Origin of the sequence: Streptomyces sp. R21 (assembly GCF_041051975.1) — a bacterium.
Lineage (GTDB): Bacteria > Actinomycetota > Actinomycetes > Streptomycetales > Streptomycetaceae > Streptomyces.
On the sequence record NZ_CP163435.1, the window covers coordinates 6772657 to 6788439 of the forward strand.

General features: G+C 71.2%; 13 protein-coding genes. 4 read left to right on the forward strand and 9 right to left on the reverse strand.

Going from position 1 to position 15783, the window contains the following annotated elements; all coding sequences use genetic code 11:
- Positions 1 to 44 precede the first annotated feature (44 nt).
- Genes AB5J56_RS30175 through AB5J56_RS30185 form a run of 3 tightly spaced genes read right to left on the reverse strand, consistent with a single transcriptional unit; the run spans position 45 to position 2690 of the window.
- Positions 45 to 941, reverse strand: a complete 897-nt coding sequence (locus AB5J56_RS30175; RefSeq protein ID WP_369236979.1) for a metal ABC transporter permease — start codon at positions 939 to 941, stop codon at positions 45 to 47.
- Positions 941 to 1708 carry a metal ABC transporter ATP-binding protein gene (locus AB5J56_RS30180; protein ID WP_369236981.1) on the reverse strand — a complete coding sequence of 256 codons (768 nt, stop codon included), beginning with the start codon at positions 1706 to 1708 and terminating at the stop codon, positions 941 to 943. Before AB5J56_RS30180 ends, AB5J56_RS30175 begins: the two co-directional genes overlap by 1 nt.
- A gap of 16 nt (positions 1709 to 1724) precedes the next feature.
- Complete coding sequence (locus AB5J56_RS30185) at positions 1725 to 2690, reverse strand: metal ABC transporter substrate-binding protein (RefSeq protein ID WP_369236983.1); 966 nt, start codon at positions 2688 to 2690, stop codon at positions 1725 to 1727.
- A gap of 131 nt (positions 2691 to 2821) precedes the next feature.
- Here AB5J56_RS30185 and AB5J56_RS30190 point away from each other — a divergent pair, with 131 nt between their 5' ends.
- On the forward strand, positions 2822 to 4201 hold the full coding sequence (locus AB5J56_RS30190; RefSeq protein ID WP_369236985.1) for a glycine--tRNA ligase: 1380 nt from the start codon (positions 2822 to 2824) through the stop codon (positions 4199 to 4201).
- 79 nt (positions 4202 to 4280) lie between these two features.
- Here AB5J56_RS30190 and AB5J56_RS30195 read toward each other — a convergent pair whose 3' ends face one another.
- The 3 genes from AB5J56_RS30195 to AB5J56_RS30205 all read right to left on the reverse strand — a co-directional run bounded on the left by AB5J56_RS30195 (position 4281) and on the right by AB5J56_RS30205 (position 6617).
- Complete coding sequence (locus AB5J56_RS30195) at positions 4281 to 4487, reverse strand: hypothetical protein (protein ID WP_369236987.1); 207 nt, start codon at positions 4485 to 4487, stop codon at positions 4281 to 4283.
- Between the two features lie 146 nt (positions 4488 to 4633).
- A complete protein-coding gene (locus AB5J56_RS30200) occupies positions 4634 to 5146 on the reverse strand; it encodes a MarR family winged helix-turn-helix transcriptional regulator (RefSeq protein ID WP_369236989.1) in 513 nt (170 codons plus the stop codon).
- 31 nt (positions 5147 to 5177) lie between these two features.
- Positions 5178 to 6617: an MFS transporter gene (locus tag AB5J56_RS30205; protein ID WP_369236991.1), complete on the reverse strand. Its 1440-nt coding sequence runs from the start codon at positions 6615 to 6617 to the stop codon at positions 5178 to 5180.
- A 128-nt stretch (positions 6618 to 6745) separates the two neighbouring features.
- On the opposite strand from AB5J56_RS30205, the gene AB5J56_RS30210 reads away from it, so the two are divergent.
- Positions 6746 to 7678 (forward strand): helix-turn-helix transcriptional regulator, encoded by a 933-nt coding sequence (locus AB5J56_RS30210; protein WP_369236993.1) that lies wholly within the window; start codon positions 6746 to 6748, stop codon positions 7676 to 7678.
- Here the strand turns inward: AB5J56_RS30210 and AB5J56_RS30215 are convergent.
- The gene (locus AB5J56_RS30215; protein ID WP_369236995.1) at positions 7667 to 9112 is read right to left on the reverse strand and encodes an MFS transporter; all 1446 of its coding nucleotides are present in this window, start codon (positions 9110 to 9112) and stop codon (positions 7667 to 7669) included. The two genes, AB5J56_RS30210 and AB5J56_RS30215, sit on opposite strands and share 12 nt — an antisense overlap.
- Positions 9113 to 9268: 156 nt before the next feature.
- Between AB5J56_RS30215 and dusB the strand changes: the two genes are divergently transcribed.
- A complete protein-coding gene (gene dusB, locus AB5J56_RS30220; protein WP_369236997.1) occupies positions 9269 to 10423 on the forward strand; it encodes a tRNA dihydrouridine synthase DusB in 1155 nt (384 codons plus the stop codon).
- Between the two features lie 387 nt (positions 10424 to 10810).
- Here dusB and AB5J56_RS30225 read toward each other — a convergent pair whose 3' ends face one another.
- Both AB5J56_RS30225 and AB5J56_RS30230 read right to left on the reverse strand, forming a co-directional pair.
- Complete coding sequence (locus AB5J56_RS30225) at positions 10811 to 12748, reverse strand: glycogen debranching N-terminal domain-containing protein (protein WP_369236999.1); 1938 nt, start codon at positions 12746 to 12748, stop codon at positions 10811 to 10813.
- Positions 12745 to 14253: a hypothetical protein gene (locus AB5J56_RS30230; protein ID WP_369242894.1), complete on the reverse strand. Its 1509-nt coding sequence runs from the start codon at positions 14251 to 14253 to the stop codon at positions 12745 to 12747. The genes AB5J56_RS30225 and AB5J56_RS30230 overlap by 4 nt, the downstream gene beginning before the upstream one ends.
- A gap of 284 nt (positions 14254 to 14537) precedes the next feature.
- Between AB5J56_RS30230 and AB5J56_RS30235 the strand changes: the two genes are divergently transcribed.
- Positions 14538 to 15767, forward strand: coding sequence for an ROK family protein (locus AB5J56_RS30235; protein WP_369237001.1), 1230 nt, complete (start codon positions 14538 to 14540; stop codon positions 15765 to 15767).
- Positions 15768 to 15783 lie beyond the last annotated feature (16 nt).

Sequence of the window (15783 nt, forward strand, 5' to 3'; positions counted from 1 at the left end):
GTCTGCCCTTGCCCGGCCATTGTGCCAGGCCGGACTGTGCGTGGTCAGACGCCGACCTTCCCGCTCGGATCGCGGGTGGCCGGAATCGCGCACTCTGCCGGGTCGCCGGTCTCCAGTGCGGCGGCCCGTGCCCTGCGGCGTGCCAACGGCGCAGCCAGCGCGGTGAGCAGCATGAACACGCCGATGGCCATCAGGACGATCGTCGCGCCGGGCGGCACGTCCACGTAGTACGTGGTCACCGTGCCGCCGATGGTCACACCCACCCCGATCGCCACGGCGACGGCGAAGGTGACGGCGAAGCTCCGGCTGAGCTGCTGCGCGGCCGCGACCGGCACCACCATCAGGGCGGAGACCAGCAGCAGGCCGACGATCCGCATGGCGACCGTGACGGTGACCGCCGCCGTGACGGCCGTCAGCAGATTCAGGGCGCGCACCGGGAGTCCGGTCACCCGCGCGAACTCCTCGTCCTGGCTGACCGCGAACAGCTGCCGGCGCAGGCCGACGGTGACGAGGACGACGAAGGCCGCAAGGAGGCAGATCGCCGTCACGTCCTCCTGCGAGACCGTCGTGAGCGAGCCGAAGAGGTACGACAAGAGGTTGGCGTTGCTGCCGCCCGGCGCAAGGTTGATCAGCATCACACCGCCCGCCATGCCCCCGTAGAAGAGCATCGCGAGCGCGATGTCGCCGCGCGTCTTGCCGTACCAGCGGATCAGCTCCATGAGGACCGCGCCGACCACGGAGACGAGCGTCGCCATCCACACCGGGGACCAGGACAACAGGAAACCGAGGCCGACGCCGGTCATCGCGACGTGGCCGATTCCGTCGCCCATCAGGGCCTGGCGGCGCTGCACGAGGTAGATGCCGACGGCAGGTGCGGTGATCCCGATGAGGACGGCGGCGAGCAGGGCCCGCTGCATGAAGGCGTAGTCGAGGATGGTCATCAGCTCAGCAGTCCCGTCCGGATCGGTTCGGCGTCGTGAGCCGCGTGCGGGTGTACGTGGTCGTGGCCGGGCAGCGCGTGCTGGCCGACCGCCCGCGGGGGCGGGCCGTCGTGGAGGACGCAGCCGTCGCGCAGGACGACCGCGCGGTCGATCAGCGGCTCCAGGGGACCGAGCTCGTGCAGGACGAGGAGGACGGAGGTGTCCTGCGCGACCTGCTCGCGCAGGGTCGCCGCCAGGACCTCCTGGCTGACGAGGTCGACGCCCGCCATCGGCTCGTCCATGATCAGCAGTTCGGGCTCGGAGGCGAGGGCGCGGGCGATGAGCACGCGCTGGTGCTGGCCGCCCGACAGCGCGTTCACGGAGTCCTTGGCGCGGTCCGCCAGGCCGACCAGCTCGATGGCCCTGCGCACCGCCTCATGGTCGGTCCTGCGCAGCATGCCGAAGCGGGCGCGAGACAGCCGCCCGGAGGCGACGATCTCGGTCACCGTCGCGGGCACGCCGCCCACGGCGGTCGTGCGCTGCGGGACGTACCCCACACGCTTCCAGTCGCGGAAACGGCGGCGGGGGGTGCCGAAGATCTCGATCTCGCCGCCGCTGACGGGGACTTGGCCGATGATGCTGCGTACGGCGGTCGACTTGCCGGAGCCGTTGGCGCCGAGCAGGGCGACGACCTCACCGCGGTGCACGGTCAGGTCGATGCCGCGCAGGACGGGGCGCGAGCCCAGCTCGGCGGTCACGCCGCGCAGGGATATGACGGGCTCGCTCACGCTGTCCTCCTGGGGATCACTTGGTGCCCAACGCTGTCTGCAACGCCTTCAGGTTCGATTCCATTACCTGGACGTAGTCGCTGCCCCTGGACGTGCCCTTGACGATGCCCTCGATCGGGTCGAGGACGTCCGTCTTGAGGCCCGCGTCGCTCGCGATGGTCTTGGCGGTCTTGTCGCTGACGAGCGTCTCGTAGAAGACCGTGGAGACGCCGTCGGACTTGGCCATCTTCTCAAGGTCCTTCACGCGGTTCCCGCTGGGCTCCGACTCCGGGTCCAGACCGTTGATCGCTTCCTCGGTGAGGCCGTAGCGCTCGGCGAGGTAGCCGAAGGCGGCGTGCGTGGTGATGAAGACCTTGGTCTTGGTGTTCGCCAGCCCGGTCTTGTACTGGGCGTTGAGGGCGTCGAGCTTCTCGACCAGCGCGTCGGTGTTCTTCTTGTAGTCCGCGGCGTTGTCCGGGTCTTCCTTCTCGAAGGCCTTGCCGACGCCCTTGGCGACCTCGGCGTACTTCACCGGGTCGAGCCAGATGTGCGGGTCGGCGCTGCCGGATTCCTCGCCCTTGGAGTCGTCGTGGGCGGCCGCGTGCCCGCCGACCTCGTTGCCGTGCTTCTCCAGCGAGGTCAGCGACGCGGCGTCGATCTTGGCCTTGACCTCGGACTGCGCCACGGCGTCGTCGACGGCCGGCTGGAGGTTCTTGAGGTAGAGGACGGCGTCCGCCTCCTGGAGCTGCGCGGTCTGCTTGGCGCTGATCTCCAGGTCGTGCGGTTCCTGGCCGGGCTGGGTCAGGTTCGAGACGTTCACGTGCGTCCCGCCGATCTGCTCGGCGAGGTACTGCATGGGGTAGAACGACGCCACCACGTCGAGCTTCCCGCCGCTCTTGCCGTCGGCCGCGGAGGAGTCGGTGCAGGCGGAAAGGGTTCCCAGGCCGAGGGCGGTGGCCGCCAGGACCGCGGACCCGGATATGAGGCGTCGTCGTACGTTCATGACAGTCATTTTCAACTAAAGTGGAAACGATTGTCAACAACGATCTAGAGGCGAACCGATTTGATACCAGGGTGGGCCCCGCCGGTAACCTGAAGCATTCGCTGCCGTCCGTTCGTAATGAAGAGAGCACCGTGGCCGCCGACAAGATCGACACCATCGTCAGCCTGAGCAAGCGCCGTGGCTTCGTTTTCCCCTGTAGTGAGATCTACGGAGGACAGAAGGCCGCCTGGGACTACGGCCCGCTCGGCGTCGAACTCAAGGAGAACATCAAGCGCCAGTGGTGGCGTTACATGGTCACCTCGCGTGAGGACGTCGTCGGTCTCGACTCGTCGGTGATCCTGGCCAGCGAGGTCTGGGTCGCCTCCGGCCACGTCGCCACCTTCTCCGACCCGCTCACCGAGTGCACCTCCTGCCACAAGCGCTACCGCGCCGACCACTTGGAGGAGGCGTACGAGGCCAAGCACGGTCGCGTGCCCGAGAGCCTCGCCGAGGTCAACTGCCCCAACTGCGGCAACAAGGGCCAGTTCACCGAGCCCAAGCAGTTCTCCGGCCTGCTCTCCACGCACCTCGGCCCCACGCAGGACAGCGGCTCCGTCGCCTACCTGCGCCCCGAGACCGCGCAGGGCATCTTCACCAACTTCGCCCAGGTGCAGGTCGCCTCGCGCAAGAAGCCGCCGTTCGGCATCGCGCAGATGGGCAAGTCCTTCCGCAACGAGATCACGCCCGGCAACTTCATCTTCCGCACCCGCGAGTTCGAGCAGATGGAGATGGAGTTCTTCGTCAAGCCGGGCGAGGACGAGAAGTGGCAGGAGTACTGGATGGAGCAGCGCTGGAACTGGTACCGCGGCCTGGGTCTCCGTGAGGAGAACATGCGCTGGTACGAGCACCCGGCGGAGAAGCTCTCCCACTACTCCAAGCGCACCGCCGACATCGAGTACCGCTTCCAGTTCGGCGGCAACGAGTGGGGCGAGCTGGAGGGTGTCGCCAACCGCACCGACTACGACCTCAACGCGCACTCCAAGGCCTCCGGCCAGGACCTCTCCTACTTCGACCAGGAGGCCGGCGAGCGCTGGACTCCGTACGTCATCGAGCCCGCCGCCGGTGTCGGCCGCGCGATGCTGGCCTTCCTCCTCGACGCCTATGTCGAGGACGAGGCCCCCAACGCCAAGGGCAAGATGGAGAAGCGCACGGTCCTGCGCCTCGACCCGCGCCTGTCGCCGGTCAAGGTCGCGGTGCTCCCGCTCTCCCGCAACCCGGAGCTCTCCCCGAAGGCCAAGGGGCTCGCCACCGCGCTGCGCCAGCACTGGAACATCGAGTTCGACGACGCCGGCGCCATCGGCCGCCGCTACCGGCGCCAGGACGAGATCGGCACGCCGTTCTGTGTCACGGTCGACTTCGACACCCTCGACGACAACGCCGTCACGGTGCGCGAGCGCGACTCGATGAAGCAGGAGCGCGTGTCCCTCGACCAGATCGAGGGCTACCTCGCCAGCCGCCTGATCGGCTGCTGACGCCTCTCCCCGCACCTGGAAGCCCCCGGTCCCCTTTGGGACCGGGGGCTTTCGCGGTGGACGGGAGGATCCCGGCGGGCTACCCCTCCGTCGGGTCCACCGTCGCCTGGTGTGCCTCCGCGAGATGCTCCTCCGCCTTCAGCCACGGCAGGAACTGCGCGCCCTTGCGCCAGCCGCAGGTGTCGCATCTGATCGTCCGCTGCACGCCCGAGCGTTGCACGTGGACGACGTGCTCCCGGCCGTGCTGGTCCCAGCGGCTCACCTTGCTCGTGTTGATCTGCAGCATGACGCCTCCGGCCTCCAGGTGGTACCGCGCCACTTGCGCAGCAAGGAGTGTGCAGCATGGGCAAGATCAACGGGGGGTCCTGGGTGGGGAGTTGGCGGGGGTGTTGGGCAGGTCTGCGGGGATCTCTCGCCGTACGGGGCGAAATCTCACACTCGGCGGCCCGCGTCGTCCACCGTCACCACCCGGCGCAGCAACGCCGTCAGCGTCTCCCGCTCCGCCCCCGACAGCGCGCCCAGACAGTCGGCCTGGGAGCGGTCGGCCACCTTCTTCAGTTCGGCGAGGCGCACCTCGCCCCCGGCGGTGAGAGCGACCCGCTGGCGCCGCCGGTCCGCGGGGTCCCGTACCCGCCGTACGAGATCCTGCCGCTCGACCTCGTCGAGGTAGCCGACGAGGTGGCTGCGGTTGAGGTCGAGCCGGTCGGCCAGTTCGTGCTGGGCGAGCGGTCCGAAGTCCCCGAGGCCCGCGAGGACCGCGAAGTGGGGCAGGCGCAGGTCGTGCTCCTTGAGTGCCTCGACCAGGGCGCGATGGCCGATCCGGGCGACGTGTCCCGCCAGGTAGGAGGGGAGGGCGAGGAGCGTCGGCGGGCGCGAGGCCCCGTCCGGCTCGGCGTCCCCCTCCCCGGCTTCCCGGGAAGGGGCGTCTTCACGTGTCACTGCCATGGCCGTAACCCTAGTGACCGCTGCGGCGCGGCTAGTTGACCGTCCGCGGCAGCCGCAGGCTCAGCGCTGTCGTCAGGGCCACGCCCGCCAGCTGGACGAGGAGGGTCGTCATGAGGGCGTCCCGCATGCCCATGCCCGGCACCAGGGACAGGAAGAGGGTGCCCAGGGTCGCCACACCGAGGGCCAGCGCCGACTGCTGCGTGGTGATCATGACGCCGCTGCCGACGCCGGCCCGCGCCGGCGGGACCTCGGAGAGGATGATCCGGAAGATGACGGGGAGTTGGAGGGCCTGCCCGGCGCCGGCCACCGCCGCACCCGGCAGCAGCTCCACCACGCCCAGGTCCGGCCACGACCGCCACGCGGCGAGGACCAGCAGCGCCACGCCGACCGCCTGGATCAGGCCCCCGGCGGTCACCACACGGGTGCCATAGCGGGCGACCAGCCGCGGACCGCACAGCGAGACGACGAAGAAGACGACGGCCATCGGGGCGAGCGCCAGGCCGGCCGGGACCGGGCCGAGGCCCGCACCCCGCTGGAGCGCCACCGCGATCACGAACATGAAGCCGCTGAAGCCGATCGAGAACGGCACGATCAGGACCAGACCCCGGCGCAGCGACAGCGTGGCGAACAGGCTCGGGGGCACCAGCGGCGTACGGCCGCTGCGGTCCTCCCGGCGCTCCACGAACCAGAACGCCGCCGCCGCGAACGGGAACGCCACCAGGGACAGCCACGTCCACAGCGGCCAGCCCGCCGCCCTGCCCTCGGTGAGCGGGGCCAGCAGCGTCAGCAGCGCCACCGCGAGCAGCACCGTGCCCGCGCCGTCGATCGGCTCCGGGCGCTGCGAGCGCGTCTCGGGCACGGCGCGGGCGGCCAGCACCAGGCCGACGAGGACGACGGGGACGTTCACGAGGAACACCGAGCGCCAGCCCGTGCCGGCGATGTCGGCGGCCACCAGGACACCGCCGAGGATCTGGCCCGCCACCATGGAGAGCCCGGCCGTGGCGCCGTACAGGCCCATCGCCTTGGCGCGCCGCGGACCGGTGGTCGTCGACTGGATGGTGGCGAGCACCTGGGGCAGCATCGCCGCGGCCGCCGCGCCCTGTGCGACGCGCGCCGCGACGAGGGTCCAGGCGCTGGGCGCCAGGCCGCAGGCGAGCGAGGTGATGCCGAAGGCCGCCATGCCGCCGAGGAAGAGCCGGCGCCGGCCGAACAGGTCGCCGAGGCGACCGCCGAGGACCAGGAGGACGGCGTACGAGACTCCGTACCCGGCGACGACGAGTTCGAGGACGGCCTCGCTCGCGGACAGATCCCGGCCGATCGTCGGCAGGGCGACGTTCACGATGAAGAAGTCGATGAGAGGAAGTGCCGCGCCGAGCAGCACGGTGAACAGTCCGAGGCTGCCGAGCACGGGTGGGGCGGCGGCGGGGCGGACTGGGGTGGGTGTGATGGTTCCGGTTCGGGTTTCGGTCACATGGGAAAGCCTCGCTCGATGCCCAAGCTGGTACCAGAGTCTCTTTATCCTGGTAGAACCAGTACCTGGAAACAGGGTGAGGCGTCGGGCAGGGTGGGGGCATGACGACCATGGCACACATGGCAGGCATGGCACGTACAGCAGGGGAACCGGAGCGGCCGGAGGCCTCCGTGGGCCTGGCCGCGTCCGAGATCCGGCGGCACGAACTCGCCGCGTTTCTGCGCAGCCGCCGCGAACGCATCACCCCCGAGCAGGTCGGCCTGCCCCGCGGCCGCCGCCGGCGCACCCCCGGCCTGCGCCGCGAGGAGGTCGCGCAGCTCTCCGCGGTCGGCGTCACCTGGTACACCTGGCTCGAACAGGCGCGGGACATCCAGGTCTCCGTCCAGGTGCTCGACGCGCTGGCCCGCACGCTGCTGCTCGACGCCAGCGAGCGCACCCACCTCTTCAACCTCGCCGCGTCCGTCGACCCCGCCCCTGGCGCGAGCTGCCCCTCGGTCACCGACGCCCAGCGCACCCTGCTGGAACAGCTGGAGCCGATCCCCGCCTGTATCCAGAACAGCCGCTACGACATCCTCGCGTACAACCGCACCTACCGGCTGCTGCTCTGCGACCTCGACGCCATCGCGCCGGTGGACCGCAACTGCATGGTTCTCTGCTTCACCAACCAGGACTGGCAGTCAACCGCCCTTCACATCGAGGAGACCATGCGGCTCATGGCCGCCAAGTTCCGCGGCTCGATGGCCGACCATCTCGCGGAGCCCGCCTGGAAGATCCTGCTCAAGCGGCTGAACACCGAGTCCCCGGAGTTCCGGGAGGCCTGGGAGCGGCATGAGGTCGTCGGCGCCCGCAGCAAGCGCAAGCAGTTCCGCAACGCCCACGTCGGGCTGCTCACCCTCGACCACACCGATCTGTGGCTCGGCCCGCACAACGGGCCGCGCATGGTGACGTACGCGCCCGCGGACGAGGAGTCCCGGGGACGGCTGGAGCGGCTTCGGCAGATCGCCATGGAGAGTGAGGCGGAAGGGGTGGGCGCAGGGGCGCCGGTGGGCTCAGGCTCGTGAAGCCGTCGGCTGGCTGATCTCCTTCTCCTGGAGTTGCAGCGCCGTGCGCTCCGCCGTCCTCCGTGCCCAGCTTCCGCTGGTCAGTGCGCCGAGGACAAGGACCAGCACTCCGCACGCCGTGATGATCCACCAGCCGGGACGGGCCGCCGCCACGAACACGTCCCTGTACGGCGACGAGCCCACCCCGGCAGCCAGCACCGCGCCGATCACGGCGACGCCGAGCGTGCCGCCGATCTGCCGGCTCGTCGACGCCACCGCCGCGGCGACCCCTGCCTGGGCGCGGGGCATTCCGGAGACGGCCGTGTTGGTGATGGGGGCGTTCACGAAGCCGAAGCCGATGCCGAAGAGGACGTATCCGATGACGAGCGTGACGTTCGACGTCTCCGCCTCGAAGGCGGCGAACAGCACACCGCTCGCCGTGGTCGCGACCCCCGCGATCAGCAGCGACAGACGTGGGCCGCGGCTGCCGACCAGCCGCCCCGACAGGGGCGCGCACACGAAGCACATCGCCGCCATCGGCAGCATCCACAGGCCGGCGTGCAGCGCGTCCAGACCCCGTACGTTCTGCAGATAGAGCGTCGAGAGGAAGAGGAAACCGCTCAGCGCCGCGAACGCGCTGATCGCCACGACCGTCGCTCCGCTGAACGGCGCCGAGCGGAAGAAGCGCAGGTCGATGAGGGGTTCGGTGCGGCGGGGCTCGTAGACGAGCAGGCCGGTCAGCGCGGCCAGCGCCACGGCGCCGAAGGCGAGCGTCCTCGGTGCGGGGGAGTCGGGTGCCTCGATGATCGCGTACGTCAGCGAGCCGAGCAGCGCGATCACCAGGAGCTGGCCGACCGGGTCGGGGCGGCGGGCCTTGGGGGCGCGGGACTCGGGGACGTAGCGGAGGGTCAGGAGCAGGGCCGCCAGGCCCACCGGGAGGTTGATCCAGAAGATCGAGCGCCAGCCGACCGAGTCCACGAGCACGCCGCCCACGATGGGGCCGGCCGCCATGGATATGCCGACCACGGCGCCCCACGCGCCGATCGCCCGGGCGCGCTCGCGGGGGTCCGTGAAGGTGTTCGTGATGATCGACATCGCGACCGGGTTCAGCATCGAGCCGCCGACCGCCTGCACCATGCGGAAGGCGATCAGCGACTCCAGGTTCGGCGCGAGGGAGCACAGGACCGAGCCGAGGGTGAACAGGACCAGGCCAGCCTGGAAGATCTTCTTCCGGCCGATGCGGTCGGCCGTCGAGCCCGACAGCATCAGCAGTGAGGCGAGGACCAGGGTGTACGCGTCGATCGTCCACTGCAGGCCCGCCACGCTCGCGTGCAGTTCCTTCTGCATCGAGGGCAGGGCGACGTTCAGGACCGTGTTGTCCAGGCTCACGATCAGCAGGCTCATACAGCAGATCGCGAGCACCAGCATGCGGCGGCGGGGGCTGAGCTCGGGCATGCGGACCATCGTACGCCCGCTTCGATAGTGCGTCTAACTAATGAGTGTTACATGGTCATTGCCCGAGGGGCGCTGGGGTCGTGGGAGTCGCTGGGGTCGTAGGAATCACTGGGGATCTCTGCATGGGCACCTTCGCGGGTGCGTGACAATGGAGGAATGTCCACGCCCCTTCTCGCTCCCGCCTCGCCGCTGTCGATCGGTCCGCACACCGTCCAGCCGCCCGTCGTCCTCGCCCCCATGGCCGGGATCACCAACGCGCCCTTCCGCACGCTGTGCCGGGAGTTCAGCGGTGGCAAGGGCCTCTTCGTCAGCGAGATGATCACCACGCGTGCGCTGGTCGAGCGCAACGAGAAGACCATGCAGCTGATCCACTTCGACGCGAGCGAGAACCCGCGGTCGATCCAGCTCTACGGGGTGGACCCGGCGACCGTCGGCAAGGCCGTCCGCATGATCGCGGAGGAGGGGCTCGCGGATCACATCGATCTGAACTTCGGGTGCCCTGTGCCGAAGGTGACGCGCAAGGGTGGCGGGTCGGCGCTGCCCTTCAAGCGGAACCTGCTGCGGGCGATCCTTCGTGAGGCCGTGAGCGGGGCCGGGGATCTGCCGGTCACGATGAAGATGCGCAAGGGCATCGACGACGATCACATCACCTACCTCGACGCCGGGCGGATCGCCGTCGAGGAGGGCGTGACGGCGATCGCGCTGCACGGGCGGACCGCGGCGCAGCACTACGGCGGTACGGCGGACTGGGACGCGATCGCGCGGCTGAAGGAGCATGTGCCGGAGATTCCCGTGCTCGGGAACGGGGACATCTGGTCGGCCGAGGATGCGCTGCGGATGGTGCGGGAGACCGGGTGCGACGGGGTTGTCGTCGGGCGGGGGTGTCTGGGGCGGCCGTGGCTGTTCTCGGACCTCGTGGCGGTCTTCGAGGGGCGTACGGCCGATGTCGCCCGGCCGAGTCTTCGTGAGGTCGCGGACGTCATGGTGCGGCATGCCACGCTGCTCGGGGAGTGGATCGGGGACGAGGCGCGCGGCGTCATCGACTTCCGTAAGCATGTTGCCTGGTATCTGAAGGGGTTCGCTGTCGGCTCCGAGATGCGCAAGCGGCTGGCCATCACCTCGGCGCTGTCCGAACTCCGTTCCGGGCTGGACGAGTTGGACCTCGACCAGCCCTGGCCGGCCGGCGCCGACGGGCCGCGTGGCCGGACTTCGGGCAACAACAGGGTTGTCCTGCCGGACGGTTGGCTGAAGGACCCGTACGACTGCGCGGGCGTGGGCGAGGATGCGGAGCTGGATACGTCCGGGGGGTGACGCGGTTCGCCTGACCGCCGGTGGGTGGGTCGGGGCCGTGCCGGTACGTTCTGCCCGTCGCCGCGTGGGCGTACTGCCCGGGGGTTGCATTCGGCGGGACTTGGCGGGCGGTCTGCTACGCGACGGGCAGGAACGTACCGGCACGGCCCCTTCCGCCGGATCGCGGCTGCGGGTGCGTGGTCCGTCCTCCCTGCGGGCAGTCGTGCCGCTGGGGCGGCACGGGTGGGCGCAGGCGGCGCCTCGTCAGCGCCGAGTTGCGTGACCCACCCCCGCCCCGCTCCAACGCCGGGTGCAAAGGAAACAAGGGGCGCCCGGGGTTTGCCCACCCACCCCGGGGGCCGTGGAGACACGGGGTGCCGTCGGGCCCGCTCAGCCCGGCGGTGGTCGTCAGGCTCCGCCCACTGCTGTGAGCAGGGCCAACGGTGCTGCTGCGGAGCGGGATTCGCGGATGCAGGCGTGGGGGTAGGGGACCGGTTCGGGGTGGGTGGTGCGGCCGTAGCCCGCGAGGACCTCGGGGAGGCGGTGGCCGGCGGCGGTGGCCGCGTCGACGAGGGCGTGGGCGACCGTACGGGCCTCGTCGTGGAGGCCGTAGCGCGCAAGGCCGAGGGTGATGAGCGCGTTGTCGTGCGGCCAGACCGAGCCGCGGTGGTACGAGAGCGGGTGATAGGCGGGTTGGCCGGAGGCGAGCGTGCGGACGCCCCAGCCGGAGAAGAAGTCCGGCTCCAGAAGGCGGCGGCCCACGAGTTCGCCGTACTCCTTGTCCAGCAGCCCGGACCAGAGGAGATGCCCCGCGTCCGACGCCAGCGCGTCGACATGGCGGCCCTCGCCGTCCAACGCCAGCGCGGGGAAGGAGTGTTCGGGCATCCAGAAGTCCCGCTGGAAGCGGTCGCGGAGGTCACCGGCGGCCTGTTCCAGGAGAGCGGCGTACACCTCGTCGTCCCAGACCGTGCGGGAGAGGTGCGCGGTGCGGCGCAGGGCGTCGTACGCGTAGCCCTGAGCGCCCGCCGCCATCACCGGGCCGGTGGGGCGGCTGCCGTCGGCGCAGCAGATGGCGCCGGGGGAGTCCTTCCAGTTCTGGTTGGCGAGGCCGCCGCCGTCCGCGCGGTAGACGAGGTAGCCGCGCGAGGTCAGGCCGCCGTGGTCCAGCATCCAGCCGATCGCGGCTCGGGCGTGCGGCTCCAGGCGCCGGGCGAGGGCCGTGTCGCCGGTCTGCTCGGTGTAGGCGCCCAGCAGGACCAGGAAGAGCGGGGTGGCGTCCACCGAGCCGTAGTAGCGGCCGTAGGGGACCTGGCCGAAGTGGGCCAGTTCGCCGTGCCGTACCTCGTGCACGATCTTGCCGGGCTGGGCGACCGCCCCCGCCCCGGTCTCGGTCGCCTGGGTCGCGGCGAGCGCGGGCAGTGTGGCGGCGGCGAGCTGAGGGCGGTAGGGGAGCGTGAAGAGGGAGGTGAGCAGGGCGTCCCGGCCGAGCAGCGTGAGGAACCAGGGGACTCCGGCCGCGGGGACCATGAGTTCCTCGCCGTCCAGGCCCGTCGCGGGGACCTGGAGCACCGCCAGGTCGGACAGGCCCCGGGCGCAGGCCGCGGACAGTTCCGGCCAGCCGGTGGGGAAGGGGACGCCCTCCGCGAACTCGTCCTCCAGGGAGAGGAGTTGCTCCGCGGCGGCGGCGGGGGACGAGGGAACGTCCGGGGGGCGCGAGGTGCCGTGCGGCTGCGCTGCCACGCGCAGTGCCAGCTCCGCGGAGGCGTGCGGTTCCAGGTCCAGGGTCCAGACCAGGCGGCGGGCTCCCGTGCCCGTCTCCTCCACGGCCTCGGGGGCGGGGTCGGACGTGACCGTCGTACGGGAGCGCCATTCACCGCGGCGGTAGCTGAACTCCACGCCGTCGTCGAGGACTTGGCGCTGGCGGACGACGCCCGTCTTGGCGTACGTCCGGTAGTCCGAGCGCAGTTCGAACTGGTCGGTGAAATCCGCGTCCGCGGTGACCGCGATGCGGATGGTGGTGGGTGCCGGGCGGTTGCTGGTGACCCGCAGGGATTCGACGAACGCGCCGTCCGCCACGGCCTGTTCGCGGAAAAGCGTGTACGCGGGCGGTTCCGTACGGCCGCCGCGGGGCACCAGGACGCAGCGTGCCGTGTCGCCCTCCGCGACCGGCGTGAGCGCCTCCGGCACCGCGCCGTCGACGGTCAGCTGCCAGCGGCTCAGATGGCGGGCGTCCCGGACGAACAACCCGTCCGGAGAGCTGCCGCCGCGTACTCCGCTGATGTCCCCGCCGTCGCCCACTGCGGCGAACGTCCCACCGTGCACGAGCAGATGCTGCCGGTCCGTCATCCCCGGTCCCCTCCCTTGGTGCCCGTCTCGAATGAGCCGTGCCGCGTCTGTGATGCGTCGTCCACCGTGTCGAACGCGCGGTGCCCCGTGCGGGACACGACCGGCTCCGCCGCCGAGGGCTCGTGCAGCAGGTCCAGCGTCAGCGCGGCCGTCCAGCTGAAGCCCAGCGCGCCGCAGCCCTCGCCGGTGTACGGGTCCACGTACTCCGCGAACCCCGACGTGTCGGCCGTGTCGAGCAGTGCGGTCCGCAGTCCGTCCGCGCGTCCGTGCTCGCCGTGCAGCCGCAGCCCGCGCTCCAGCAGCCAGTTCGTGTTGAACCAGGCCGGTCCGCGCCAGTAGCGGTGCGGGTCGAAGGCCTCGCCCGTCAGGTCGTAGCTCGGGACCAGCCGGGTGGCGCCGCCCAGCCCGAAGTGCGGGCCCTCGGCGGTGCGGACGAGCGTGGCGGCGACGGAGCGCGGCAGTGACGGCAGCAGGAGCGGGACGAGCCCCGTGACACCGCGCTCGGGGATCAGTTCCCCGGCGCACCCGTCCCGCTCCGCCGCCCCCCGGCTCCCGCGCCGGTCCTTGTCCCCCGCTCGAAGGCCTTCGTGCCGGTCCGCGGCGTGCCGACCGCCGTCCGGGCGGCCCGCGTACACGTCCCGGCAGAAGAACATGCCCTCCGCCGGGTCCCACAGCCGCTCCACCAGCGCCGCCGTCAGGCGCTCGGCCCGGGCGTGCCGGGCCGTGCCCGTCGCGCCGAGTTCCTGTGCGATGCGCGCCAGCGCGTGTTCCGAGGCGATGAGCAGCGCGTTGAACGCCGGGTCCTCGACCGCGAACTCGCCGCCCCCGTCGGCGTATCCGCCGTCCCGGTAGTCGGTCGCCAGGCGCACGTACCGCCCGTAGTCGAGATCCGTCGGCCGGTCCTCGGCCGCCCCGTGGTCGAGGTCGGCGCGGCGGAAGGAGCGCGGCGGGGCCGGGGTGATCCGGCTGAGCGGGGCGTCCCAGCAGGGGCTGTTGTCCATGCCCTGCTCCCAGGGGTGGACCACCGAGGCGAGGCCGCCACCGCCCAGGTCCCTGCGGTGCAGGAGATAGCGGTGCCAGGCCGCCAGGCGGGGATACATCCGGGGGAGGAAGTCGCGCGCCCGGGAGAGGCCCGGGTCGGCCTGGTGCACCAGCCAGGCGGCGAGCGCGTGCACCGGTGGCTGCACGATGCCCGACGTCTGTACGGTGCGCGGGGCGCCCGCAGCGCGCCCCGCGGTCGAGGAGCGCCAGAAGTCGGGGCTCGGGAAGTACGCGTCGAGCGGGACGGAGGGGTTGAAGACGATGTGCGGAACACGGCCGTCCGCCCACTGGGCGTCGAGCAGCGTCTCCAGCTCCGTCTGCGCACGTAACGGCGAGAGATGGCGCAGGCCGATCGCGATGAACGCCGAGTCCCACGACCACTGGTGCGGGTACAGGCCGCGCGAGGGGACCGTGGACGCGCCCGTCCAGTTGCCTTCGAGGACGCGGGCGGCCCGTCGGTGCAGCGAACGCGCCGGCGAGGCCGGATCGTATACATCGGGTCCGGGACGGACGATCTCACCCGGACCGGGCGGAGACGGTGAGCGAGACGTGCGCAGGGGGTCACCAGTGGTGCGCTCGGGGGTCGTGAGACCCGTGCGCCGGGCGGTGAGCTGGGTCGTGCGGTCCACGCAGGTCTCCCCGATGACGTCCGGTCGGTCAGTTAGGCAGTAGCTACCGTAGGGTTACGTCTATTTAACACGCAAAACTCAATATGTAATGCAGAGTTGAGGAACGCAAGAGGGTGCGCATGACAGGAAGGGCGGACAGGACAGTGAGAGCCGGAAGCCAGGCAAGCGCCGGAGAACTGCTCGAACTGGTGCGCAGCGGCCGGGCCACGACGCGCGGCGCGCTGCAACAGGCCACCGGTCTGTCGCGGGCCACCGTCGGCCAGCGCCTCGACCGGCTCTTCCGCGCGGGCTGGCTGCGCGAGGGGGCCGGCGGTCCCGTCGACTCCCCGCTGGGCGGGCGCCCGTCCATCACCCTCGAATTCGACGACGCCCACGCGATCGTCCTCGCCGCCGACCTCGACACCCGGCACGCCCGCGCCGCCGTCCTCACCCTGACCGGCGAGATCCTCGCCGAGCACTCCGGGGTCCTGGTCGTCGAGGACGGCCCCGACGCCGTACTCGGCGAACTCGGCCGCTGGTTCGCCGAGCTGCTGGAGAAGACCGGGAAGCCGGTCGGTGCGGTGTGCGGGATCGGGCTCGCGGTGCCGGGGCCCGTCGACAGCGACACCGGCCGGGTCGTGCAGCCGCCGATCATGCCGGGCTGGGACGGCTACGACATAAGAGGCCGTCTCGGCCGCGCCTTCGCCGAGCACTCGGGCGCCCGGCCCGACCTCCCCGTCCTCGTGGACAACGACGCCAACCTGATGGCGTACGGCGAACAGCGCACCGGACACCCGGACTGCTCGGCCTTCGTGCTGGTCAAGGTGTCGACCGGTATCGGCGCGGGTGTGGTGGTCGGGGGGTCGATATACCGGGGCATCGACGGCGGGGCCGGCGACATCGGGCACATCAGGGTGCCGCAGGGTGCCGACGCGCTGTGCAAGTGCGGGTCCTACGGCTGCCTCGCCGCCGTCGCGAGCGGCGGCGCCGTGGCCAGAAGGCTCGCCGAGGCCGGGGTGCCCGCCGCCTCCGGCTCGGATGTCCGCGACCTGCTGACCTCCGGGCACCCGGAGGCGATGGCGCTCGCGCGCGAGGCGGGGCGGCACGTCGGGGACGTCCTGGCGACCGTGGTGACCCTGCTCAACCCCGGCGTCCTGATGATCGCCGGAGATCTGGCCGGAACCTCCTTCCTCACGGGCGTGCGCGAGCTGCTCTACCAACGGGCGCTGCCCCGCTCCACCGCTCACCTGGACGTGGTGACCTCACGGCTCGGCGAGCGTGCCGGGCTGGTGGGGGCGGGTGCGATGGTCGTGGAGCATCTGTACGCGCCCGAGCGGGTCGAGGAGCGGCTGGTCGCGATGGGTGTGTGACATCCGTGTGACGCGT

Coding starts and splice junctions, on each gene's coding strand:
- AB5J56_RS30175 (WP_369236979.1), bottom strand. CDS start 941: ATGACCATCCTCGACTACGCCTTCATGCAGCGGGCCCTGCTCGCCGCC.
- AB5J56_RS30185 (WP_369236983.1), bottom strand. CDS start 2,690: ATGAACGTACGACGACGCCTCATATCCGGGTCCGCGGTCCTGGCGGCC.
- AB5J56_RS30195 (WP_369236987.1), bottom strand. CDS start 4,487: ATGCTGCAGATCAACACGAGCAAGGTGAGCCGCTGGGACCAGCACGGC.
- AB5J56_RS30200 (WP_369236989.1), bottom strand. CDS start 5,146: ATGGCAGTGACACGTGAAGACGCCCCTTCCCGGGAAGCCGGGGAGGGG.
- AB5J56_RS30210 (WP_369236993.1), top strand. CDS start 6,746: ATGGCACGTACAGCAGGGGAACCGGAGCGGCCGGAGGCCTCCGTGGGC.
- AB5J56_RS30215 (WP_369236995.1), bottom strand. CDS start 9,112: ATGCCCGAGCTCAGCCCCCGCCGCCGCATGCTGGTGCTCGCGATCTGC.
- dusB (WP_369236997.1), top strand. CDS start 9,269: ATGTCCACGCCCCTTCTCGCTCCCGCCTCGCCGCTGTCGATCGGTCCG.
- AB5J56_RS30225 (WP_369236999.1), bottom strand. CDS start 12,748: ATGACGGACCGGCAGCATCTGCTCGTGCACGGTGGGACGTTCGCCGCA.
- AB5J56_RS30235 (WP_369237001.1), top strand. CDS start 14,538: ATGACAGGAAGGGCGGACAGGACAGTGAGAGCCGGAAGCCAGGCAAGC.